Annotated in this window: 20 protein-coding genes and 1 riboswitch; of the genes, 8 read left to right on the forward strand and 12 right to left on the reverse strand. The window is 63.9% G+C overall.

What is annotated here, in order from left to right; genetic code table 11:
- Positions 1-34: 34 nt before the first annotated feature.
- The 3 genes from U5A67_RS13915 to U5A67_RS13925 form a co-directional block, all read right to left on the reverse strand.
- Positions 35-1393: a DUF3999 domain-containing protein gene (locus tag U5A67_RS13915; RefSeq protein ID WP_321814697.1), complete on the reverse strand. Its 1359-nt coding sequence runs from the start codon at positions 1391-1393 to the stop codon at positions 35-37.
- Positions 1390-4698 (reverse strand): DUF2339 domain-containing protein, encoded by a 3309-nt coding sequence (locus tag U5A67_RS13920; RefSeq protein WP_321814968.1) that lies wholly within the window; start codon positions 4696-4698, stop codon positions 1390-1392. The genes U5A67_RS13915 and U5A67_RS13920 overlap by 4 nt, the downstream gene beginning before the upstream one ends.
- 67 nt (positions 4699-4765) lie before the next feature.
- Complete coding sequence (locus U5A67_RS13925; protein WP_321959709.1) at positions 4766-5944, reverse strand: TPM domain-containing protein; 1179 nt, start codon at positions 5942-5944, stop codon at positions 4766-4768.
- A 14-nt stretch (positions 5945-5958) separates the two neighbouring features.
- Here U5A67_RS13925 and U5A67_RS13930 point away from each other — a divergent pair, with 14 nt between their 5' ends.
- A complete protein-coding gene (locus U5A67_RS13930) occupies positions 5959-6099 on the forward strand; it encodes a hypothetical protein (RefSeq protein ID WP_321959710.1) in 141 nt (46 codons plus the stop codon).
- Positions 6100-6308: 209 nt separating this feature from the next.
- Here U5A67_RS13930 and U5A67_RS13935 read toward each other — a convergent pair whose 3' ends face one another.
- The gene (locus U5A67_RS13935; protein ID WP_205985772.1) at positions 6309-6662 is read right to left on the reverse strand and encodes a hypothetical protein; all 354 of its coding nucleotides are present in this window, start codon (positions 6660-6662) and stop codon (positions 6309-6311) included.
- Between the two features lie 111 nt (positions 6663-6773).
- Here U5A67_RS13935 and U5A67_RS13940 point away from each other — a divergent pair, with 111 nt between their 5' ends.
- Complete coding sequence (locus U5A67_RS13940) at positions 6774-7028, forward strand: hypothetical protein (RefSeq protein ID WP_321959711.1); 255 nt, start codon at positions 6774-6776, stop codon at positions 7026-7028.
- 26 nt (positions 7029-7054) lie between these two features.
- On the opposite strand, the gene U5A67_RS13945 is transcribed toward U5A67_RS13940, so the two are convergent.
- From U5A67_RS13945 to U5A67_RS13955, 3 genes are all read right to left on the reverse strand, one after another.
- Complete coding sequence (locus U5A67_RS13945) at positions 7055-8134, reverse strand: tartrate dehydrogenase (RefSeq protein WP_205985770.1); 1080 nt, start codon at positions 8132-8134, stop codon at positions 7055-7057.
- A 218-nt stretch (positions 8135-8352) separates the two neighbouring features.
- Positions 8353-9336: an aldo/keto reductase gene (locus U5A67_RS13950; protein ID WP_321814694.1), complete on the reverse strand. Its 984-nt coding sequence runs from the start codon at positions 9334-9336 to the stop codon at positions 8353-8355.
- 134 nt (positions 9337-9470) lie between these two features.
- Positions 9471-10349: a LysR family transcriptional regulator gene (locus U5A67_RS13955; RefSeq protein WP_321814693.1), complete on the reverse strand. Its 879-nt coding sequence runs from the start codon at positions 10347-10349 to the stop codon at positions 9471-9473.
- Positions 10350-10468: 119 nt separating this feature from the next.
- Here U5A67_RS13955 and U5A67_RS13960 point away from each other — a divergent pair, with 119 nt between their 5' ends.
- The 5 genes from U5A67_RS13960 to U5A67_RS13980 all read left to right on the forward strand — a co-directional run bounded on the left by U5A67_RS13960 (position 10469) and on the right by U5A67_RS13980 (position 17193).
- Positions 10469-12019, forward strand: coding sequence for a UbiD family decarboxylase (locus tag U5A67_RS13960; protein ID WP_321814692.1), 1551 nt, complete (start codon positions 10469-10471; stop codon positions 12017-12019).
- A complete protein-coding gene (locus tag U5A67_RS13965; RefSeq protein WP_205985766.1) occupies positions 12012-12614 on the forward strand; it encodes a UbiX family flavin prenyltransferase in 603 nt (200 codons plus the stop codon). Before U5A67_RS13960 ends, U5A67_RS13965 begins: the two co-directional genes overlap by 8 nt.
- A gap of 115 nt (positions 12615-12729) precedes the next feature.
- A riboswitch (cobalamin riboswitch) is annotated at positions 12730-12925 on the forward strand.
- Positions 12926-13020: 95 nt separating this feature from the next.
- The gene (locus U5A67_RS13970) at positions 13021-14079 is read left to right on the forward strand and encodes a HoxN/HupN/NixA family nickel/cobalt transporter (protein ID WP_321814691.1); all 1059 of its coding nucleotides are present in this window, start codon (positions 13021-13023) and stop codon (positions 14077-14079) included.
- A 16-nt stretch (positions 14080-14095) separates the two neighbouring features.
- A complete protein-coding gene (locus U5A67_RS13975) occupies positions 14096-15988 on the forward strand; it encodes a TonB-dependent receptor domain-containing protein (RefSeq protein ID WP_415767833.1) in 1893 nt (630 codons plus the stop codon).
- A 128-nt stretch (positions 15989-16116) separates the two neighbouring features.
- Positions 16117-17193 (forward strand): MBL fold metallo-hydrolase, encoded by a 1077-nt coding sequence (locus U5A67_RS13980; RefSeq protein ID WP_205985763.1) that lies wholly within the window; start codon positions 16117-16119, stop codon positions 17191-17193.
- 64 nt (positions 17194-17257) lie between these two features.
- Here the strand turns inward: U5A67_RS13980 and U5A67_RS13985 are convergent, their stop codons facing one another.
- From U5A67_RS13985 to U5A67_RS13995, 3 genes are all read right to left on the reverse strand, one after another.
- A complete protein-coding gene (locus U5A67_RS13985; RefSeq protein ID WP_321814689.1) occupies positions 17258-18379 on the reverse strand; it encodes a PHB depolymerase family esterase in 1122 nt (373 codons plus the stop codon).
- 109 nt (positions 18380-18488) lie between these two features.
- The gene (locus tag U5A67_RS13990) at positions 18489-18626 is read right to left on the reverse strand and encodes a hypothetical protein (RefSeq protein ID WP_321959712.1); all 138 of its coding nucleotides are present in this window, start codon (positions 18624-18626) and stop codon (positions 18489-18491) included.
- Positions 18627-18649: 23 nt separating this feature from the next.
- Positions 18650-19141 carry an H-NS histone family protein gene (locus U5A67_RS13995; protein ID WP_321814688.1) on the reverse strand — a complete coding sequence of 164 codons (492 nt, stop codon included), beginning with the start codon at positions 19139-19141 and terminating at the stop codon, positions 18650-18652.
- Between the two features lie 848 nt (positions 19142-19989).
- Here U5A67_RS13995 and U5A67_RS14000 point away from each other — a divergent pair.
- Positions 19990-21219 carry an MFS transporter gene (locus U5A67_RS14000; RefSeq protein ID WP_205985758.1) on the forward strand — a complete coding sequence of 410 codons (1230 nt, stop codon included), beginning with the start codon at positions 19990-19992 and terminating at the stop codon, positions 21217-21219.
- A gap of 86 nt (positions 21220-21305) precedes the next feature.
- Here the strand turns inward: U5A67_RS14000 and phbB are convergent, their stop codons facing one another.
- Together phbB and U5A67_RS14010 are read right to left on the reverse strand one after the other, a co-directional pair.
- Positions 21306-22049 (reverse strand): acetoacetyl-CoA reductase, encoded by a 744-nt coding sequence (phbB, locus tag U5A67_RS14005; protein WP_205985757.1) that lies wholly within the window; start codon positions 22047-22049, stop codon positions 21306-21308.
- A 228-nt stretch (positions 22050-22277) separates the two neighbouring features.
- Positions 22278-22368, reverse strand: a 91-nt coding sequence (locus tag U5A67_RS14010) for a hypothetical protein (protein WP_321814967.1), incomplete at its 5' end; no start/stop codon positions are given.

A 22368-nucleotide genomic window follows, 5' to 3' on the forward strand; every position in this document is an offset into this window, starting at 1 on the left:
CGGACCGCTCATCACGCCCGCGCGCATTCATCGGTTATTTGCCGCTCGCGCTCCCGCGCGCCAGCTTCAACGCCAGCAGCGCCAGCACGCTCACCGCCGCAATCAACGCCGCCCACAACACGTAGCGCCGTCGCGCGTCGTGGTCTTGATCCGCATCGGCAAGCGTGGGTTCCGGCGCGCTCACTGCTTTCACTTCGCCAAGCCGCGCCGGCGCGATTTCCTGCGTGCCGCCGGGCAGCAACTCATCGCGCGAAATTGCCACGGGCGTGAGCGTGCGGTTGCCGACCGCCAGTTCGAACGGCGGGTTGCCGCGCGCGAGAAACGTCAGTTGCGCCGCGCGCCAGCCCACCGCAATCACCGGCAAGCCATCGCCGATACCGCCGCTACGCGTATCGACCAGCACGCGCCAGTGCCGGTCGGTGTTGGCGGCGAACTTGATCGGCTCGTTGCGCTTCTCGCCCTGCTTGTCTTCGAGGCGGAACAGCGAGGCGCTCTCCACCGCCAGCCACGGCTGCTGCGAGCCGCTGCGCGAGTAGATCGTCGCGTTCGCCAGCGTGTTGCGTTGAGGCAGGCCGAAGCGCAGCGCGTCGACGGGATAGGCGCCGTCGGTGTCGAACAGATATTCGCCGCCCGTCTGCCCCGCGCGCACGCGCATGTCGCGCCATTGTTCGCGGGCGGCATCGGAATCGGGATTGGCCGCCGCGCGCGACGACGTTTCGATTTCGATGGCGCCGATCTCCGGTGCGTCGTCGAGCCAATGCAGGCGCAGATAGCGCCGCCGCAGCCCTTCGATATCCACGCGCTCCTGCACGAGCAGTTTGCCGTCGCGGCTCAGGCGCAGCAGTTCGGTATCGCCGAGCGGCTCCCATGCGCGCAGGTCGTCGGATTGTTCGACCGTCACGCGGCCCTGATACCCATCGTTGCGCAGATGAATCCAGAGGCCGTCGACGTTCGCGTGATCCTGGCCCAGATCGACCAGCTCGCCGTGCTGCGCCGCGCCCGCATTCTGCGCCTGGGCGCGCGCGTGCAACGAGCCATCGGCGGCGATCGTCACGCCCAGCGGGCCGCCCGACGCATCGACATTCGCCCCCGGCAGCGCGAACCATTCGACATTGCGCCGCGCGCGGCTGACGTTGAGCGGCTGCGCCGCGCTGTCGAGCGTGTAGGCAACCAGCTCGCCCGCGCCGTTCAGAACGCGCAGATCGCCGAGGTCGCCGCGCGCGCTCGCGGCGTAGACGCTCTGCGGCACGGTCATGGTGTAGTAGGCCGCATTGCCGGTCAGCTCGATCGCGTATCGATGCGCGAACTGAGGATCGGCGGCAGGCGCGGCGGCAGGCGCTGCGCCCGCCGCAACGAGCAGCGCGCCGCCCAGCGCGAGTCGGGCCAGCTTCATGATTTCGCCTCCTCGGCCAGCGCCTGCTTCGGCGGCAGCGGCGAAAAATAGCCGATCACCAGCAGCAACACACCCACGCCGATAAACGACACGATGCGCTGCACGCCCTGCACGTGCGAGAGATCGAAGATAAACAGTTTGACGACGGTGACCGCCAGCAGCGTACCGCCGACAAACCACAGCACGCGCTTGCCGCGCCGCGTGCTCCAGACCATCACCGAAAGCGCGCAGACCGTCCAGAACAGCGACACCGCCACCTGCGCGAGCGTCGAATGCACGAGATCGTCGATGTCGTACGGAATGTCCGCCCAGTGGCTCAGCGTGCGCAGCAACACGGTGTTGAGCCAGAGGAACAGCGTCGCGCCGGCGAGCGTCGCCATGCCGACGCGCCAGTCGTCGGTCGGGCTGAGGCTGCGCTTCATGCGCGCGAGCCACCACGCCGCGATGGCGAAAACGGCAATCGCCAGCAGATCGAGCGGATTGAGGAACGGCATACGCGCGAGCCGCCCGCCATTTTCGGTGAGCGTGGCAAACAGCGTCCAGAACCACATGATCGCAACGAGCGGCGCCGCCGCGTAAGTGATCACGCGCGCGGCCGTTTCGCGGCGCACGAAGCGCAGCGCAGCCGCAATCACCACGCACCATCCGGCGATGAAGATCTCCTGCCACGCGAACGTCGACAGCACGGCACCGACGTCATAGGGCGCGAGCGCATAGTGATGCAGACCGCGCAGAATCAGGCTGTTGAACCACAGGAACGCGGTCGCGAGCGCCGCGTAACCCAGCGCCGCAAACTCCAGCGTGACGCCCAGCGCACGCAGACGTCTGATCCACACGAACACGGCGAGCACCGCCAGCATCTGCGCGACATCGAGCGGATTGAGCAGCGGAATCCAGACGAGCGGCGAGGCATCGCCGGCGCTCTGCGCGCTCGCCACGCTCCACGCCCACAGCAGGACGGCGAGCGGCGCCGCGCCCCAGATCACATAAGCGCGCTCGAAGCGCTGCACCGGCCAGCGCAGCCGCGAGCCCGCGCCCGCGATGGCCAGCAGCATCGCGCCCATGCCATACGCCCACGCGCTCCAACTCCAGGCGCCTTCGGGCACCCAGTCGCGCATCGTCCAGTAGCCTTCCTGCGCGAGGAACGCACACAGATTCCAGAACATCAGCGTGTGCAGCGGCGCGAGAAAACGCTCCGCGACATCGCGCTGCTGGCGCAGCAACAAGACATAAGCGCCGACAAACGCAACCGGCCACGCGACAAAGCCCAGCGAATGCAGCGGCACCCACTGAGCGAAGAATGCGCGCGTGAGCGTGACGGCGATAACCGGTGCGAGCGCCAGCGCGACCAGCTCGGCGAGCGGCCACGACAGCCGGCGGCGCGCGATGTGCGCGAGCCATGCCGTGAGGACGAACAGCAGCAGCAGCGCGTCGGGCAGGAAACCGGAGGAAGCCGGATAGGCATGCACCGCCGCAAAACGCACGATTTCCCAGCTACCGCCGCCGAGCCACCACGCCAGGCCCCAGATCGCGCCCGCGAAACCCCATTGCGGCAGCCACGGCTGCCACTCGCGCGCCTCGTTGCGGCCGTGCAGCCACCAGCCCGTGAACACGCCCGCCAGCGCGATCAGCAAGGTCGCGATCCAGGTCGAGTTGAGCAAGGGCAGACCCGTCGAATAGCCCTGTTCGGCGATGCTGTACGCGAACGCGCAGGCGGCCGCACACTGCATGAAGACGCCGAAGTAAAACGGCTGCAGACGTCGCTCGCGCACGCCCAGCCAGACGAGTGCGGCGCCTTCGACGGCCCAGGCGGCGCTCGTCGTCGGGCCGGAGAAGGCGAACGGCAGGGCGAGCGTCGCGAACAGCACGGCAATCGCCAGCATCGATTCGAACAGCAGGCCCAGACGCGCACGGCGCGGGCGCAGCCATGCCGCCACGCCCAGATAGAACGCCGCGAGCGCCACGGCGCTGTAGGCAAGGCCGAACGGCACGTTGCGCATCAGCGCGGCCTGCAGCCCCGCGACGACGATCGGCGTGCCGAAAACAAGCGTGCCGTCGATGTAGTGCTTGAGCGCGATCTCGCGATGACGCGCGTAGAGCAGCGCGATGCCCGCGTAGATCAGGAAGAAGGCGATCAGGAACGGCTCGGTGGACGCGAGCAGTTCGGGCCGGTACGCCGTCACGCCCCAAGCCGTACCGATGGTGAAGGTAAAGACGAAACCGAGCAGATTGAGCGGGCGCCAGGCCTTGAACCACGCCATCGCCAGAATGCCGATGTTCAGCACGAGGTAGTACGAGAACAGCGCGACATGGTTACCGCTGCCATTGGACAGCAGGATGGGCGCGAGAAAGCCGCCCGCGCTGCCCATGAAGGCGAGCGGCCGCGCATCCTGGCGCACGGCCAGAAAGGCGCCCAGCCCGCAGATCGCGATCATGAAACCGAGCGCCGCGCCGCCAGGCAGCAGGTCGTAGAGCTTCGCCGCGGCGAACACGACCAGATAGAGAATGCCGAGACCGCCGCCTTGCAGCACCATGCCGTAAGCGCCGCGGCGCATGCCGATGCGCTGGCCCGCGACGAGCATCGCGATTGCGCCGGCCGCCACGCCGGCAATGCGGAATTCGATCGGCAGCAGGCTGTTGTCGGCGGCGTACTTGAGCAGGAAGGCCACGCCGAACAGCAGCACGATGATCCCCACGCGCACGACCGTGTTGCCGCCGAGCAGCCAGCCGATCCCCGCGCTGATAAGGCGATCGATGATGTTCGGTTTGGCGGGTTCGGCAGGCTGCGCGGGTTTGAGCGGTTCGGCGGGCTTGGCCGCAGCCATGGCGGGCGCGGCCTGATCGTCGGCGAATTCGGCGTAGGCCGCCTCGGGCACCGGTTGCGCGGGTTCTTCGCGCGGCGCTTCGGCCTGCGGTGCGCGCGCCTGCTCGACCTCGGGCGCCGGTGCCTCGCGCGGCGGCGCGACCGGTTCGACTGGTTGCGGCGTGGCTGGTCGCGGCTCGACCGCCGCCGGACCGTGCACGAACGTGGTCGCCTCGCGCGCGGCCACGCCCATCGACGAGCGCAGCATCGCCACCTCGGCCTCGAGCCGCGCCACGCGCTCGTGCAGCACACTCACGCTCTGCTGCCAGGACACGTGCGTGCCCTGCACCGCGGGCGTGCTGCTCTTGCGCGGCTTTTTCAGTATCAGCCCAATCACACCGCCGACCATGGCGCCCAGAAACCCGAGCGACATCGAATCGGCACCATTACTCCACGCGACCAATATGCCCGCCACCAAGCCGAGCGCCGCCAGAATCCACACAATCAATCAAGACCTCCCTTTTTTCTTGTTCATTTTTTGACTTGCCCAACCCGCGACATCGCCGGCATCACCAGCTATCCGACGCCCCGCCGCCGCCGCTCTTGCCCCCGCCGCCTGAAAACCGGCCCGGCGAGCCCGAGCCCGATTTCGAAAACCAGCCAAACCACGACGACGATTTCGACGACGATCGCGAACCCCACACCCCGAATGGCTCGCCGATCCGCGTGACGATCAGCCCTACCACGGCGATCGTGCTGCCGATCGCGCCCAGCACCTGGCCAACCGAATAACCCATCGAATGGCCGATGGCGATACACACGCCCAGCACGGCGGCAATGGCCGCCGTCCAGATGCGCACGCGCGCCGAACGCACGAGCCCGATGCCGAGCAGCATCGGCGCCACGCCGCTCAGCACCGGCAACAACAGCGCAAACACCAAGGTCCAGCCCCAACTTCCGGCGTCCACCGTGCCGCGCGGCAACCCGACGACCAGCGCAACCGACGAAGCCAGGTAGCTGCCCGGCAGAAAAATCTTCCACGACAGCTTGCGCCACGCCGCCACCACGCCCAACACCACGTTCGCGAGCGCAAGCAAGGTCCAGAAAATCGGCGATACGGGTTTCGGCGCAGGCGGCTTGATCTGCGCGGCCCGCGCCTGCTGCGCGAGGATTTCCTGCGTCATGACTTCGAAGTGCTGCGACAGCGCGTTCACCGCGTCGCGGATACCGCGCTCGAAATGGCCGCTGCGAAACGCGGGCACGATGCGCGTGCGAATGATGTCCGCAGCCAGAACATCGGGAATCGTGCCTTCCAGCCCGTAACCCACCTCGATACGCACGCGATGGTCCTTGAGCGCCGCGACCAATAGCACGCCGTTGTCGATGTTCTGCTGGCCGAGCTTCCATTTGTCGAAGACCGCCGTGGCGTATTGCTCGATCGACTGCTGGCCGGTCGTTTCGACCAGCAGCACGGCGAGTTGCACACCCGTCGTGTCTTCGAGACTGGCCAGGCGGCGCGTCAGTTCGGCCTTGCAGGCGGCCGTGACGATGCCGGTGGTGTCGGTCACGCGGCCAGCGAGATCGGGAACGCCAACGGACGTTTGAGGAAGCGATGCGGCATCGGCGTTCACGACATGCGAGCACGCGTCCGTTGCGCTGGCAACGACCGGCGCTAACGCCTGCGAGGCGACATCGGCCGGCATTGGCTCCGAACCGTCGGCGCGCGCGCATGCACAGGCGAGCATCATCGCGAGGCCTGTCAATGCGCGAGCAGGCACGGCCAGGCCGCGCTGCAATCCTGTCGTTAATGGTGGCACTGCAACCGGTCTCTTTTACTCTTGACATTATTTCGGCCGATAAAATCGCATTTTTTACCGGATTGAATATGGCAGCGACTTATTGAACGTCTTATTGAACATCGATAAGCTGCGAGATTTTATCGTTTTGATTGTTTCACGCGCAGATAATTGATAAAAAAGCGCGATTATAATCATCGCGGATATTGATCCATTCGGCATATTCGAATGGTATTGATGGATGCCGGTCGCAAAGCGTCCGCTTTGGATACGCGTAAGACATGGCGGCGCGGGCTCGAAGCAACGCCGGTTTGCTTCATGCTTCGCGCGAACTCACCCGCACCATCGCGTCGACGGCCGCCGCCACATCGGGGTCGAGTTGCGGCCAGCGATCGGGCGGCATCTCGGCGATGGACCGCACGCGCGGTTGACGCACCGCCGCCGCGCCCGCTGCTTCGGGCGTTGCGTCGCCGTAGCGGTAAACCAGCGTGCGGCGCGGCGCCAGCACCTCGGAGACCTGCACGATGCCCGCGTCGAGCCACAGGCGCAGAATCGCCCGCACGCTGCGCACATCGACCTGCGCCCGCACCGCCAGCTCCGACGTCGTACCGCTTGCGCCGTCCTGCATCGCCGCGATCAGACGCCGCGCCAACTCTCCTTTCTCACGCATCCTCGCTCCCAGGTCACGCCGGCAAAACGTCAACGCTAACCCGGGTGCGCGCGGGTTCATCCTGAAAATCGGCTGGGCAATGCGACCGCAATCAGGCGCATCTCAATCGAGATGCAATCGCCGATGCGTTTCAAAGAGAATTGGAGAATCGACGTGGCCGCCCAAACCTCTATGCTCCCTATCCGCATGGATGAAAAGGCCTGCGACACGTGCGCAGCCATCCACGTAGACGAAGAAATAGAAAATCAGGCGGATATCTTGATCGACAATCCAGAACCCGGCCGCATGGGCCGCGTTCCGGAAACACGCGAACGGGCGCTCACGCGTCAACCTCAACAACAGTGGCCGCCCGCGCAACGCATCTGACGTCACGCAGGCCTGCACGTTCTACATCAAAGCGCTTGCGCCACTGCCCGGCCCACATCACCGGTCTTCGCCTCGCCGCCCATATCCGGCGTGCGCGGGCCTTCCACCAGCACTTTTTCGATCGCCTGCATGATCGCATCGTGCGCGGCCTTGAACTGCGCGTCGCCGTTGCCGAGGAAGTCGAGCATCATCGCGCCCGACCAGATCATGGCGATGGGGTTAGCGATTTCCTTGCCGAAAATATCGGGCGCCGACCCATGCACCGGCTCGAACAGCGACGGGAAATTGCGCTCGGGATTCAGGTTCGCCGATGCCGCCAGACCAATCGTGCCCGTGCAGGCAGGACCGAGGTCGGAAAGAATATCGCCGAACAGATTGGACGCCACCACCACATCGAAGCGATCCGGTTGCAGCACGAAACGCGCGCACAGAATGTCGATGTGCTGCTTGTCCCATTTCACATCCGGATAAGCCTCGCCCATAGCGGCCACGCGCTCGTCCCAATACGGCATGCTGATCGAAATGCCATTCGATTTCGTCGCCGCCGTGAGTTTCTTGCGGCCGCGCTGATTCGCGAGTTCGAATGCGTACTTGAGAATGCGATCCGTGCCCTGACGCGTGAATACCGACTCCTGCAGCACGAATTCGCGATCCGTGCCTTCGAACATCTTGCCGCCCACCGAGCTATATTCGCCTTCGGTGTTTTCGCGCACCACGAAAAAGTCGATATCGCCGGGCTTGCGGTTCGCGAGCGGGCACGGCACGCCGGGCAGCAAACGCACCGGACGCAGATTCACATACTGGTCGAATTCGCGGCGGAATTTGAGCAGCGAACCCCACAGCGAAATATGATCGGGCACCTTGTCGGGCCAGCCCACCGCGCCGAAGTAAATCGCGTCGAAACCCTTGAGCGTGGCGAACCAGTCGTCCGGCATCATCTTGCCGTGCTCGAGGTAATAATCGCAGCTGGCCCAGTCGAAATGCGTGAATTCGATCGACAGACCGAATTTTGCTGCCGCCGCCTCCACGACGCGCACGCCCTCGGGCATCACTTCCAGGCCAATGCCGTCGCCGGGAATCGCTGCGATGCGGTAGGTCTTGCTCATGTCTCGTTCTCCGTTGCTCGTTTGCTCGATGACTCGATGTGGCGCGCCGCGATTGGCGCGCTTCGATAACCGCAAGCATGCCCCAGAAAGCGCAGAAACATTAGCCCCCGAGGCGTGGAGACATTAAACACGATTCGTGAATGATGCGGAATGTCACGCGCGTTCCCGCATCGATCTGGTTGCATGCGCAACCAGATTGCCAACCGTCGACGTTCGACTCAACGCCCGACGCGGCTCTGCAAATGCGCCGGATAACGGTCGCCCACGATATCGACCTGCCTGAGCGCCGCTTCGATCGCCGCCAGATCGGCGGCATCGAGCGTCAGGGCCGCCGCGCCGACATTCTCTTCAAGCCGATGCCTCTTGGTCGTGCCCGGAATCGGCACGATCCACGGCTTCTGCGCGAGCAGCCACGCAATGGCGATCTGCGCGCGCGTCGCGCCCTTGCCCGCGGCAATCGCGCCCAGCACGTCCACGAGGGCCGCATTGGCCTTGCGGTTTTCTTCCGAGAAACGCGGCACCACGTTACGGAAATCGCTCTGATCGAATTGCGTGTTTTCGTCGATGGCGCCGGTGAGAAAGCCCTTGCCCAGCGGACTGAACGGCACGAAGCCGATCCCCAGTTCTTCCAGCACCGGCAGCACCGATGTTTCCGGCTCGCGCCACCACAGCGAATACTCGCTTTGCAGCGCTGCAACCGGCTGCACCGCATGCGCGCGGCGAATCGACTGCTCGCCGGCCTCCGACATGCCGAAGTGCTTGACCTTGCCTTCCTTGATCAGATCGGCGACAGTGCCCGCCACGTCCTCGACCGGCACATTCGGATCGACGCGATGCTGATAGAACAAGTCGATGCGATCGGTCTTCAGACGCTTGAGCGCGGCTTCCGCTACGGCGCGAATGCGCTCCGGGCGGCTGTCGAGCGGCTTCTTCGCATCGCCGTCCTGAAAGCCAAACTTGGTGGCGATCACCACCTGATCGCGCATCGGCGCGAGCGCTTCGCCCAGCAGCGTTTCGTTGACGAACGGTCCGTAGGCTTCGGCGGTATCGAAGAACGTCACGCCGCGCTCGAACGCCGCGCGAATCAGCGCCACGCCTTCCGACGTGCTGGTGGCGGGGCCGTATCCAAAGCTCAGGCCCATGCAGCCGAGCCCGATCGCCGAGACTTCCAGGCCGCTCTTGCCCAATGTGCGCTTGTCCATGCGTGCTCTCCCGTTGATGAATTGCGATGCCATGCAGTGTAGAACGCGATATCTGGCTCAACAATCGGCCTGAAGCTGCATGAGCTAGTGAGAAAAATTCATCTATGGCGAGCGCCATCTGGGAACGCGTACTTTTAAACTGCCATCTCCAGCAGCGCGCGCGTGGCCGCCGCACGATCGTAGGCGCGCGTGGCGATCACCACTTCGCTAAAGCCGTTCGCCATCGCCAGCGGCTTGAAGACGGCGTCCTCCACGTCGAAGCGCGCGAGTGTGCGCGGCACGAGTCCCACGCCCAGACCGGCCGCTGCAAAGCGCATCACGCCCACGGAATCGGTCGTGCGCAGCGTGCTGGCCGGCTCGAACCCGGCTTCCAGACAAAGCTCCAGCGCGCGATGCCCAAGGCCCACGCCGGCCGGATCATCCACCACGATCAGGCGATCCTCCGCGACTTCACGCAAGCTCACGCGCTTTCTGCACGCCAGCCGATGATCGCGCGCGAGCACCAGATCGAGCGGCGTGCGCGAAAAAGGCGTGATGCGGATCGAGCCCGGCAGCGGGCCCGGCGGCGAACGCAAAAACGCCACGTCGATCCGCTCGTCCGCCAGCGCGCTCATCTGCTCCTGCACCGAAATCCCGCGCAATTCCAGTTCGACCTCGGGGCGCGCCTGGGTGAAGCGCTTGAGCAACGCGGGCAATTCGGGTTCGAGCACGATCGAATTCGCGTAGGCGATACACAGCTTGCCGAGTTCGCCGCGACTCGCACGCCGCCCCGCCAGCACGGCCGTTTCGGCCTGCGCGAGCGCCGCGCGCGCATGGTCGAGAAACACGGTGCCCGCCGGGGTGAGTTCGATGCCGCGCCGCACGCGATGAAACACCTTGAAGCCCAACTGCGTTTCCAGCGCCTTGATCTGCTGCGTCACCGCGGGTTGCGCAATCCCCAGACGCTCGGCCGTATGGCCGAAATGCAGTTCCTCGGCGGCGATCACGAAGGTGCGGAAGTGACGGAAATCCATCGTCGGCTCCGGTTTAAAAATAAGATTATCTTATCAAAATCACCGGTTTCGATTTATTGATTCAATCGTTCGCAAGGGGTCAAATAGAGCCCGTCAGCAACCCGATGGACCGCAATACCATGCATCAGCAGAACGAATTCGCAGCAAACCTTCCCCACAACGCAGAAGAACACCACGCGCCCGTCAACGACCTGCGCTCGGCGCTGGCGCGCATCGCCAACGAGCCCGGCCAGCTTCTCGAAACCGGCCACGAAGTCGATCCGCACGGCCAACTCGCGGGCGTCTACAAGCGCATCGGCGCGGGCGGCACGGTCGAGCGTCCGACGCGCCTCGGCCCGGCGATGATCTTCAACAGCATCAAGGGTTATCCGCAAAGCCGCGTGCTGGTCGGCCTGATGGCCAGCCGCAAGCGCGTCGGCATGCTGCTCGATGCGCCGTCGCGCCGCCTCACGCAGCGCATGGCCGAAGCCGTGCGCAACGCCATCGCGCCGGTCACCGTGCCGCGCGAGAACGCGCCCTGCCAGCAGACCGTGCATCTGGCGAGCGACCCGGACTTCGATCTGCGCAAGCTGATTCCCGCGCCCACCAACACCACGAGCGACGCCGGCCCGTTCCTGTGCCTGGGCCTCGCGCTCGCCAGCGATCCCGACACCGGCCACGCCGACGTCACGATCCACCGCCTGTGCGTGCAAAGCCGCGACGAACTCTCGATCTTCTTCGCGCCGGGCCGCCATATCGACGCCTTCCGCCAGAAGGCCGAAGCGCGCGGCGAAGCGCTGCCCGTCTCGATCAACATGGGCCTCGATCCGGCGATCCACATCGGCGCGTGTTTCGAGGCGCCCACCACGCCGCTCGGTTTCGACGAACTGTCGATCGCAGGCGGCCTGCGCGGCACGCCGGTCGAACTGGTCGATTGCGTGAGCGTCGCGCAGAAGTCGATCGCGCGCGCCGAGATCGTCATCGAAGGGGAAATCCTGCCGAATGTGCGCGTGGTCGAAGACCAGAACACCCACACCGACCACGCGATGCCGGAATTCCCCGGCTATAACGGCCCGGCCAATCCGTCGCTGCCGGTCATCAAGGTCAAGGCCGTGACGATGCGCCACGGCGCGATCATGCAGACGCTCGTCGGCCCCGGCGAAGAGCACACCAACCTCGCGGGCATTCCCACCGAAGCCAGCATCTACAACGCCGTGGAAGCGGCCATGCCGGGCTTCGTGAGCCAGGTCTACGCGCACACGGCCGGCGGCGGCAAGCTGCTCGCGGTGATGCAGGTCAACAAGCGCAACGCGTTCGACGACGGCCGCGCGCGCCAGGCCGCGCTGATCGCGCTGGGCGTGTATTCGGAGCTCAAGCACGTGATTCTCGTCGATGAAGACGTCGATCCCTTCGACAGCGACGACGTGCTCTGGGCCATGACCACGCGCTATCAGGGCGACGTCTCGTCGATGGTGCTGCCCAAGGTGAACGGCCACGTGCTCGACCCGTCGCAGACGCCCGACTTCAACCCGGCGCTGCCCGCGCGCGGCGTGACCTGCAAGGTGGTATTCGACTGCACGGCGCCCTTCCATCTGCGCGGCGAATTCGAGCGCGCGAAGTTCATGGAAGTCGATCCGCGTCCGTGGGCGCCGTCGCTGTTCGACGATAAGGCGGGCGACGATCATGAGTAAGCGCGCACTCGATGGCCGCAAGCGTCTGATCGTCGGCGTGACGGGCGCAACGGGTTTCATCTACGCGGAGCGCACGCTGCGCCTGTTGCGCGACATGGGCGTGGAAACGCATCTGGTAATGTCGCGCGCGGCCGAACTCACGCGCGAATACGAGTCCTCGCTCGCCCGCGACGAAGTCCACGCACTGGCCGATCACGTCCATGCGATCGCCGATGTAGGCGCGTCGATTTCATCGGGATCGTTTCGCACGCTCGGCATGCTGGTGGTGCCATGCTCGATGCGCACGGTGGGCGAGATCGCCTCCGGCGTCACCAGCACGCTGCTCACGCGCGCCGCCGACGTCGTGCTCAAGGAACGTCTGCCGCTCGTGCTGATGGTGCGCGAAACGCCGCTGAACCTGATTCATCTGCGCAATATGACGACGGTGACCGAAGCGGGTGCCGTGGTGTTTCCGCCCGTGCCCGCGTTCTACGCGAAGCCGCAGAGCCTGGAAGAGATGGTCGATCATTCGGTGAGCCGCGCGCTCGACCAGTTCGGCCTCGACACCGAGCGCATCGAGGCGTGGCGCGATATGCCCAGTGTGCGGGCGGCATGACGGTCCTCCCATGAGACTTCACTGAGGTCGCGCCGGTTGCCCTCTTTGCGAGGACCAACCGGCGCATTTTCGCAACGCCGCGCGCCCGCGCGGTTGACGCCTCGATCCTGCGCCCCTACCCTTGCGCGCTGATGGTTTCCCGCGAGGGAATCAAAAGGGAACGCAGTAGAGGCGCACGCGCCTGAAGTCTGCGGCTGCCCCCGCAACTGTGAGCGGCGAGTCCATGCCACACGTGCCACTGGGAAACCGGGAAGGCCGGCCTGGGCGGCGACCCGCGAGCCAGGAGACCTGCCATCGACCGAGGTCCAAGCAGCCGCGCCGGGCGGGGTGTCCCGATGCGCCAGCGCCGCCCGCTCGCGCGGGCACGCGCCTGTTGCAAGGACAGCCCGACCTCAGGAACTGTCTCATGTCCACTGTTTTGCCCACGGCCGCCGCGTCTGGCGGCCTGCGCCGCCGCGTCACCGGCATTTACCTCGTGCTTGCCGCCTTCAACATCGGCGCATGGATCTGGGCGTTTATCGCCTTTCACGCGCATCCGCTGCTGCTCGGCACCGGCCTGCTCGCCTATGGCTTCGGCCTGCGCCACGCCGTCGACGCCGATCACATCGCCGCCATCGACAACGTCACGCGCAAGCTGATGCAGGACGGCCAGCGCCCCGTCACCGTCGGCTTTTTCTTCGCGCTCGGCCATTCGGCCGTGGTGCTGCTGGTGGCCGCGGCCGTCGCCGCCACGGCCGCCGCGCTGGAAACCCGCGTCGAAGCCTGGAAGGATATCGGCGGCGTGATTTCCACCAGCGTTTCCGCGCTGTTCCTGTTCCTGATCGCCGCGATGAACATCGTGATCCTGCGCGGCGTGTGGCGCGCCTTCACGCGCGTGCGCCGCGGCGAACCCTACGACCACGACGATCTCGATCTGCTGCTCAACAATCGCGGCCTGCTGGCGCGCCTGTTTCGTCCGCTGTTCCGGCTGGTCTCGAATCCCGCGTGGATGCTGCCGCTGGGTTTCCTGTTCGGACTCGGCTTCGATACGGCGACGGAAGTGAGTCTGCTGGGCATTTCCGCGAGCCAGGCGTCGCAAGGCGTGTCGATGAGCGTGGTGCTGGTGTTTCCCGTTTTGTTCGCGGCCGGCATGTCGCTCGTCGATACCACCGACGGCGTGCTGATGCTCGGCGCCTACGACTGGGCCTTCGTGCGGCCCATTCGCAAGCTCTATTACAACCTCACGATCACGCTGGTTTCGGTGGCCGTGGCGGTGCTGATCGGCGGGATTGAAACGCTCGGGCTGCTGAACGACCGGTTCGGTTTCAAGGGCCTCTTCTGGGATGCCATCGGCACGCTCAACGATAACTTCAATAATCTGGGCTTCGTCATCATCGGCGTGTTTGTGTTTGCGTGGGTGGCGTCGTTCGTCATCTATCGGCTCAAAGGTTACGACGATCTGCCGGTGCATCCGGCCGGCCAGTAAGCGGGGTTCCATGACTATGAAGCGTTTCTCATGGCTCGCGGCCGGCGCGATCACGGCCTGCGCGTGGCAAACGGCGCACGCCGACGACACCACGCTGCCCAACATCCTCGTCACCGGCGACACGCAGCATCTGCCGCAATCGTTCGACGGCCGCTACGCCAGCACGCAGGTGCTCACGCGCGCCGACCTCGATCGCCTTTCGCCCGCCGATCCCAGCATCACCCAGGCGCTCGCTACGCTGCCCGGCGTGACGGTTTCGCAAAGCGGCGGGCCGGGCGCGCTCGCCGCGGTGAGCATTCGCGGCTCGTCGGCCAGCCAGGTGGCGGTGTTTATCGACGGTATCCGCATTGGCTCGGCAACCACGGGCACGGTCGAATGGGCCGATCTGCCGACGGCGTCGTTCGACCGCGTCGAAGTGATTTCGGGCCCGGCCGCCGCATCGTTCGGCGCGGACGCAATGGGCGGCGTGATCCAGCTATTCACGCGCCACGCGTCGAACCAGCCGAATCAGACCACGGTGTCGTTCGGCGGCGGCTCGAACAAAACCTTCGACACGCAAGTGCGCACGTCCGGCACGTTGCCGTCGACAGGACCGCTGGCCGCGCTGGGCGGCGTGACGTATTCGCTCGGCCTGCACGACTACAACACGGCGGGTATCGACGCCACGCAACCGGGCGCCTATGGCCACGAAGACGGCCGCAATCCGTATCACGCCCAGGACGTGGACGCGCGCCTGGGTTACGCGCACGGTGACTGGTCGATTTCGAGCTTCGTGCTTTATCACCGCTCCGATCTGTCCTACGACAATCTGGGCGGCGACGACCGCCAGCGCGATCACCAACTGACGACGGGCCTCGCGTTCCACCTCGACATCACGCCCACCACGCAATTCGATCAATCGATCGGCTACGCAACTGATCGACAGTTTCTCTATGCGAACGACGCCACGCTCGCGACCGACGAAATCGATTCGACACGCCTGAGCACATCGACATCGATCACGCATCAGGAAACGGGGCATGCGCTATTCGGCTTTGCGCTTTCGGGTGAAACCAAACTCGCCTATGACTTCACGCGCGAGCAGGCTCTTTTACCCGTCGATATCCCGAGCGGCGTGCCCACGCGCAACGACTCGGCTATCTCGCTGCACCAGGCGACGACGCTGGGCAACGTGACGCTGTTTCTCGCGGGCCGTCATGAAATCGTGCAGGGGCAAACGGTCAATACGGGCAATGCAGCGCTCGCGTGGGCGATCACGCCGGTCTATACCGCGCGCGTTTCGTACGGCAATGCCTTCCGCCTGCCCACTTTCAACGATCTTTATTACCCGGGCTATTCGAATCCGAATCTGCTGCCCGAGCGCAGCGATACCGTCGAAGCCGCGCTCGATGCCAATACATCGCTCGGCACCTTCACGGCAGCGATCTACGATACGCGCGTGCACGATCTCATTACCTACGATTCGCAAACGTATCTGCCGGTGAACGTGGGACGCGCGCATATTCAGGGTATCGATCTGTCGTACAAGGGCACGCTCGGTCAATCGACGCCGGTCAGTCTCTCGCTGGGCTTTCTCAATCCACAGGACGAAACCGATCAAACCTGGCTCAATCGCCGCCCACGACAAACCGCCAGTCTGAGCGTCGATCACACATGGGACGAGTTTCATCTGCACGCGTTGAGTACCGGCGTTTCGCTGCTTTATAACGGCTCGACTTTCGACGATCAGTCCAATGCGGTTTATCTGCCGTCGTTCTTCACGGTGGGGCTGCGCGCGTCATATCGGATGAATACGCATCTGACGCTTTCGGCATCGATTGCGAACCTGTTCAATCGGCAGTATGTAACGGCCTATGGCTATAACTCATTGGGACGAACGGCGTTTGGCAAGGTAAGCTACACGTTCTAAAAGCGCTTTTTCTGCGCTTTTTCCCCCGGCCCGCATTCAAACGATTACTAACACCATGCGGGCCGTAGTGCCAATTTGAAGCGGTTTTTGAAGCGCTTTCGTCGCGACCTTTCACAAGGAGGCCCGCCGTGATCTTTCGCCAGCTATTCGATCCCGTATCGTCGACTTATACCTATTTGCTCGGCGATCCTGCGAGCGGCGAAGCGCTTCTGATCGACCCCGTCTACGAGCAGGTGCCGCGCGATCTTTCGCTGCTGCAGGAACTGGGCCTCAAACTCGTCGCGACACTCGATACGCACGTGCACGCCGATCACGTGACCGGCGCGTGGCGGCTTCGTCAGCGCTGCGGCAGCGAGATCGCACTCGCCGCGAAAGTGGGCGCGGACGGCGTGAATCGTGCGCTGCATCATGGCGACCGGGTGCGATTCGGCCAGCGCTATCTGGAGGTGCGCGCAACGCCCGGCCACACCAGCGGCTGCCTCACTTATGTGCTGGACGACGGCAGCATGGCCTTTACCGGCGACAGTCTGCTGATCCGCGGATGCGGGCGCACCGACTTTCAGGAAGGCAGCCCCGAGCAATTGTTCGCCTCCGTGCGCGAGCAGATCCTGACACTACCGGGCGACTGTCTGCTTTACCCGGCGCACGATTATCGCGGCATCACCGTGACGAGCGTGGCCGAAGAGCGGCGTTTCAATCCGCGTCTGGGCGGCGATGTCGATCTCGGCGATTTCGCGGGCTATATGAACAATCTGAATCTGCCGCATCCCAAGCTGATGGCGATTGCCGTGCCGGCGAATATGCGCTGCGGCAAGCCGGAAGGCGATGCGCCTGTGCACGAATCGCCGGACTGGGCGCCGTTGACGCTGCGTTTTAGCGGTGTCTGGGAAATCGAGCCAATGGCGCTGCTGGAGCACGGCCGCGAGTGGCAGATCGTCGATGTGCGCGAAGCGACGGAGTTTATCGATCGACTCGGGCATCTTCCCGATGCGAAACTGGTGCCGCTTTCGCAATTGACGGCGCGCATCGACGAATTTGATCGCGATCGGCCGGTGGTGGCGGTGTGCCGCTCGGGAGTGAGATCGGCGCAGGCGAGTATTTTGCTGGGTAAGGCGGGATTTGGGCAGGTGGCGAATCTGGCGGGCGGAATGTTGCGGTGGCGGGCGGAAGGCTTGCCGGTGGCTTCGGATAGCGGCGCGGCGTGAATGGCCTGGATAACATTGCTGGCGAAGATTGAATCAGAAACCGGGCAATTAACCGCCGCCAAAATTACGCGATCCGCCGCTGACGCCGAAAGAAATTCCAGAGTAAGCCGGTAGCATCCGGTCCACGCGCGGAATGAAAAGGCTCGCGCGGGTCGCCGCCGCTCCATGCGTGACCCAGGCCGTGCACGACGCAAAGCCGCACGATATTGCGGCCGCCTTTCACGTAATCGGTGTAATCGGCGCCGTCGCGGTGATAACTGCGTTGCTCGCCTACCCGCAATTCACCCTGCGCGTCGATAAGCCGATTCAGCCGCGCAAATTCCAGCGTCAATTGTTCCGCGTTGCGTTTGGCCACGACCGCGTCGATATCGCCGTGCATGATGATGGTCGGCATGCCGGGGTAAGCATTCACATCGACACGCGCATCGATCAACTGCACCGGATCTTCACGCGTACCGCGGCGCATCACGCTCATCGCCGTCATCGTGGAAGTGGCGGCGCCAAATACCGGCCCCGAATGCAAACCCACCGCGGCAAATAATCGCGGATCGGCAATAGCCAGCGCCGCCGCCAGACCCGCCCCCGCCGAAATACCCGCAAGATAAACGCGCTGCGCGTCAAAGCCATATTCCCGCACAACCGATTCGATCAGCGCGGCCACCGCCGGCGCCTCCGTTTGCGCCGGATCGTCGTGCCAATGCCAGCAGCCTTGCGCGTGCGCGGTTTTGGCCTGTTCGGGCAGCAGCACCGCAAATCCAGCGCGTTCGGCGCGCTGACAAATACGTGTGCCACGTGCGAACGATTCGGCGGTCTGCTTGCAACCGTGCAGCATCACCACCAGCGGCAAATCCGCGCTAGCTGGCTGGGATGCGGGCAAATACAACGCGTAGGCAAGATGATTGACGAGACGCCCGGCAGTGGGCGGCGCGGAATAAAACGTGCGCAGCCAGCGGCCCGGTAAAGTCTTTTGCGCCGATTTTGCAGGCGTGGCGGGTGTGGCGCGTGTGCCTTTACGCGGCGTTGCGGAAATGGGCGCTGCGCGCTTCGCGCGTTTGACCGTCGCGCTGGCGACGGTTTTGATAGCGGCGGTTTTACGTCGTGTGGCTTTTTTCTTCGGCGGTGCCCGCATAACGCTTGCGAGCAGGTCTAAACCTCGAAGCCAGACGCTGGACTTTTTCCTGGGCATGGCGAGAGCGGAGAGAGCGAAGCGACGCGGCAGAACAGCCAGAGAAACAGCTCAAAGCCAGCCCAAAGCCGCAAAGAAAGCGGACGTCCACACTAGACGCCCGGCGAAATCAGCCAATTCTGGAGTACGGTAAATCCAGGCGATCCGATTGCGCGAGCCGGTATTGCGCCGGCTCGCGCAAGCCATGACGAAGGCCGCGGAAAAGTTCGGTTAAACCTTTTACACCGCCGGCCTCAACGTCATTCATGCCATTCGTGCCATTTACGCTATTCAGGCAGCAGCCTGCGCGACAGCACGCGTCTTCTTTGCAACTGCGCCGGGCTTGCGGCCACGTTTGGCGCCAACCGGTTTCGTTTTAGCCGTCACGCGCTTCGTTGCCGCTTTCGGGGCTTTTTTCGCTGCTGCCGCTTTGGGCGCAGCGCCCGCGTCGATCAGGAATTTCGAGCGGTCTTTTACGTCGCGAATCCACAGCGGCGCACGGCCACGGCCAGTCCACGTCGCGCCCGATTTCGGGTCTGCGTATTTCGGCGCCACGTGTTGCACGGCGCGCGGGGCTTTGGCCACGCCATTCGCGGCGGCAACGCCCGGCTTGCGGCCGCGCTTTTTGCCGACAAAACTTTCGATATCGGCCACGCTCAGACCATGCTTATGCATCAGATCGCGAATCTTTGTGAGGCCGACCGACGATTGCGTTTTAACGAGCGTTTCCGCCTGTTTCTGCAGTTTTGCGATCTTGAGGTTGATCGCGTCCAAAGTCACCATACTCACCTCCCTTATCGGATTTCGTCTCCAGACACCTGTTGAAACTTCGTTTGCACCTCGAAGTTTGGGCTGGTCCATATAGGCATTGCCATCGTGGCAAGTCAATTATGGCAACAAAGCGTCCGCGTGTGCAAACTCATTGAGTCGCATTGCGCTATTCATAGACCCAATCTGTCTTAATTGACCAGGAAAATTTTCCGATTGTTTTCCGATCGCTTTCACGCGCTAACTACCAGGCACATGAATCGCTGGAATTCGATTGCTCTAAATGCTTTCGGCTTTCAGGATACAGAATTTGAAAAAATGAAACGCGCTGCATGGCCGCGATGGCGTTCGTGAAGTGTCGCGCGAGCCACATTCAGCGAAACATCGAATAGCGTGTTGTCAGGCAAGCGTGTGTGCAACGGACGAAAAAAGCGCGGCAAGCCGACGCTCCAGCGCTTTTTGTGCGCCCTGCGCGAATACATCAGATGTTCTAAAATACGCGTGGCGGTTGGCCTCGCGCAACACTCGCCGTTTTTCGATTGATCGATTGCTTGCGTCGCCTCGGCTTTTGCCTGCTTTTTTACCTGCTGTTGACCTGCTGTTTGCCGTTGTCCGTCGTCGTCATCCAGACTGCCTCATCCGAACCTTGCATGCCATGCATGCAGCAAAGGACTTGTTTGTCGACTTCGTTCGCACCATGACGATGTCATTCGATTCTGCGCGCGAAGACACCTTCCCAGGAAACTGACCAGGAATTTAACGGTACGGCAATGGCACGCGCGCAAAATGTTATCGATCACATTCCATCACACGAATCAAGCAACCCACGCACCCACGCTTTTAGACCGCTTTAGACCTATTCGATGAATGCTCCTGTAGAAACTTCCCTGCGCGCCGAAGCCGCCGAAACCGGCACTTCCGCGCCACTCATCGAGCCGCCGCACGGGCTGGGACTCGCCGAACTTTCGCTCGCGCTCGGCGGCTTCGCAATCGGTACTGCCGAATTCGCCGCCATGGGCATCCTCCCGGAAATGGCCGGCGATCTGCACGTCACGATTCCCGAGGCGGGCCACATGATCAGCGCGTATGCAGCGGGTGTCGTGGTCGGCGCGCCGCTCATCACCGTGCTGCTCGCCAGAATGCCGCGCCGCGCGCTGCTGATCGTGCTGATGCTGCTCTACGCGATCGGCAATGGCGCGACCGCGGTGTTTCATAGTTACGGCTTCGCGCTCGCAAGCCGTTTTATCGCCGGGCTGCCGCACGGCGCGTATTTCGGTCTCGCCGCATTGGCCGCAGCAGCGCTGGTGCCGCCGCATAAACGCGGCGCCGCCATCGGCAAGGTCATGCTGGGGCTGAGCGTGGCAAATGTCGTCGGCGTGCCCGCCGCCACCTGGCTCGGCCAGGCGATGGGCTGGCAGGCGTGCTTTGCGGCGGTTGCCGTCATCGCGCTCATCACGGCGGGCATGATTGCGTATTCGGTGCCCACCTTGCCGTTGTCGAGCAAGGCCAGTCCGCTCACCGAACTGGGCGCGCTGGGCCGCCCGCAGGTGTTGCTCACGCTGCTGGCTTCGGCAGTGGGCTTCGGCGGGATTTTCTCGGTCTATAGCTATGTGGCGTCCACGCTCACCCAGGTCACGCATCTGCCGAGCTTTCACGTGCCCTGGGCACTGGCGTTGATCGGCATCGGCATGATCATCGGCAATATGGCGTGCGGCTGGTTTGCGGATCGCTGGCTCAAGCGCACCATGCTCGGCATGTATGCGTTCACGACGGTCGTGCTGCTGGTGTTCGTGGTCGCAGCGCCCCACCTCTGGCTGATGTTGCCGGTGCTGTTTTGCGTAGGCGTGGGTTCGGCCTGCACGCCCGCTTTCCAGTCGCGCCTGATGGACGTGGCCGGCGACGCGCAATCGCTCGCGGCCGCGCTCAATCACAGTGCGTTCAATATCGCCAATGCCTTGGGCGCGTGGCTCGGCGGCATCGTGATTGCAGCGGGTTTCGGCTGGCTCGCCACGGGTTGGGTCGGCGCGATCCTGGCCGTGCTCGGCATTCTGGTGCTGATGGTGTCGTTCGCGCTCGATCGCAAGACGGCATAAAAAAAGCCGGCACTGGAAGGTGCCGGCCCGAATGAATCGATGGTTTGCCGCGCGGCAGCACCGCGCGGCTTCACTGCCCAACGCAGTTACTGCATGTGCTGGCCGCCGTTGATGGGGATGTTCGCCCCCGTCACGAAGCTGGCTTCATCCGAGCACAGGAACAGCACGAGCGCCGCCACTTCTTCCGGGTTGCCCAGACGGCCCATCGGGATCTGCGGCAGGATCTTCGTGTCGAGAATGTCCTGGGCAATCGAGGTGACCATTTTCGTCGCGAGATAACCCGGCGAAATCGTGTTGACCGTCACGCCCTTGCGCGCCACTTCCAGCGCCAGCGACTTCGTGAAGCCGTGCATACCGGCCTTCGCCGCTGCGTAGTTGGTCTGACCGACCGCGCCCTTCGAACCGTTCACCGACGAAATATTGATGATGCGCCCCCACGAGCGCTCCACCATGCTGTCGCAAAGCGGCTTCGAGATATTGAAAATCGAATCGAGATTCGTGCGCAGCACGGCGTCCCAGTTCACCTTGTCGAGCTTGCGGAACGTCATGTCGCGGGTGATGCCCGCGTTGTTGATCAGAATATCGATCGGGCCGATTTCGCTCTGAATCTTCTTTGCACCGCGCTGGCACGAATCGTAATCGGCCACGTCGATCGAGTACGCGTGAAACTCGCGGCCTGCGTCCTGCTGGCGCTTCAACCAGTCCTTTGCCCCTGCGTTGTCCGGCGAGTGCGTCACCACGACCTTGTAGCCTGCGTCGTGCAAACGAACACTGATGGCCTCGCCAAGGCCGCCCATACCACCCGTTACCAATGCAATACGCTTAGTCATCCTGTATATCCGCGAGAGAAGAAAATCAGTGGTCCTCGCGGCGTCTCTCTTGAGACGCCGCGTCTTACGTGGGCCGGCGGCTTCGCATGGGACACGAAGCCTGCCTGGCATAAATCGCGCGGTTTCTTGTTTGCATCGAGTGATGCGCGACAAATCTGCTGCTGGATTGACGCCGTGCTCCGCCGGTTGCCGGATCGCACCCGGCAGAGCAAACGGTTCAGAACCTCGTTACAGACGCTCGAGTGCGAGCGCCACGCCCATACCGCCGCCGATACACAGCGACGCCAGGCCGCGCTTCGCGTCGCGGCGCTGCATTTCG

The sequence above is a fragment of the Paraburkholderia sp. J69-1 genome, from assembly GCF_905220255.1.
GTDB lineage: Bacteria > Pseudomonadota > Gammaproteobacteria > Burkholderiales > Burkholderiaceae > Paraburkholderia.

Coding starts and splice junctions, on each gene's coding strand:
- U5A67_RS13915 (WP_321814697.1), bottom strand. CDS start 1,393: ATGAAGCTGGCCCGACTCGCGCTGGGCGGCGCGCTGCTCGTTGCGGCG.
- U5A67_RS13925 (WP_321959709.1), bottom strand. CDS start 5,944: ATGATGCTCGCCTGTGCATGCGCGCGCGCCGACGGTTCGGAGCCAATG.
- U5A67_RS13930 (WP_321959710.1), top strand. CDS start 5,959: ATGCGCGAGCAGGCACGGCCAGGCCGCGCTGCAATCCTGTCGTTAATG.
- U5A67_RS13935 (WP_205985772.1), bottom strand. CDS start 6,662: ATGCGTGAGAAAGGAGAGTTGGCGCGGCGTCTGATCGCGGCGATGCAG.
- U5A67_RS13940 (WP_321959711.1), top strand. CDS start 6,774: ATGCAATCGCCGATGCGTTTCAAAGAGAATTGGAGAATCGACGTGGCC.
- U5A67_RS13945 (WP_205985770.1), bottom strand. CDS start 8,134: ATGAGCAAGACCTACCGCATCGCAGCGATTCCCGGCGACGGCATTGGC.
- U5A67_RS13950 (WP_321814694.1), bottom strand. CDS start 9,336: ATGGACAAGCGCACATTGGGCAAGAGCGGCCTGGAAGTCTCGGCGATC.
- U5A67_RS13955 (WP_321814693.1), bottom strand. CDS start 10,349: ATGGATTTCCGTCACTTCCGCACCTTCGTGATCGCCGCCGAGGAACTG.
- U5A67_RS13960 (WP_321814692.1), top strand. CDS start 10,469: ATGCATCAGCAGAACGAATTCGCAGCAAACCTTCCCCACAACGCAGAA.
- U5A67_RS13965 (WP_205985766.1), top strand. CDS start 12,012: ATGAGTAAGCGCGCACTCGATGGCCGCAAGCGTCTGATCGTCGGCGTG.
- U5A67_RS13970 (WP_321814691.1), top strand. CDS start 13,021: ATGTCCACTGTTTTGCCCACGGCCGCCGCGTCTGGCGGCCTGCGCCGC.
- U5A67_RS13975 (WP_415767833.1), top strand. CDS start 14,096: ATGAAGCGTTTCTCATGGCTCGCGGCCGGCGCGATCACGGCCTGCGCG.
- U5A67_RS13985 (WP_321814689.1), bottom strand. CDS start 18,379: ATGCCCAGGAAAAAGTCCAGCGTCTGGCTTCGAGGTTTAGACCTGCTC.
- U5A67_RS13990 (WP_321959712.1), bottom strand. CDS start 18,626: ATGAATGACGTTGAGGCCGGCGGTGTAAAAGGTTTAACCGAACTTTTC.
- U5A67_RS13995 (WP_321814688.1), bottom strand. CDS start 19,141: ATGGTGACTTTGGACGCGATCAACCTCAAGATCGCAAAACTGCAGAAA.
- U5A67_RS14000 (WP_205985758.1), top strand. CDS start 19,990: ATGAATGCTCCTGTAGAAACTTCCCTGCGCGCCGAAGCCGCCGAAACC.
- phbB (WP_205985757.1), bottom strand. CDS start 22,049: ATGACTAAGCGTATTGCATTGGTAACGGGTGGTATGGGCGGCCTTGGC.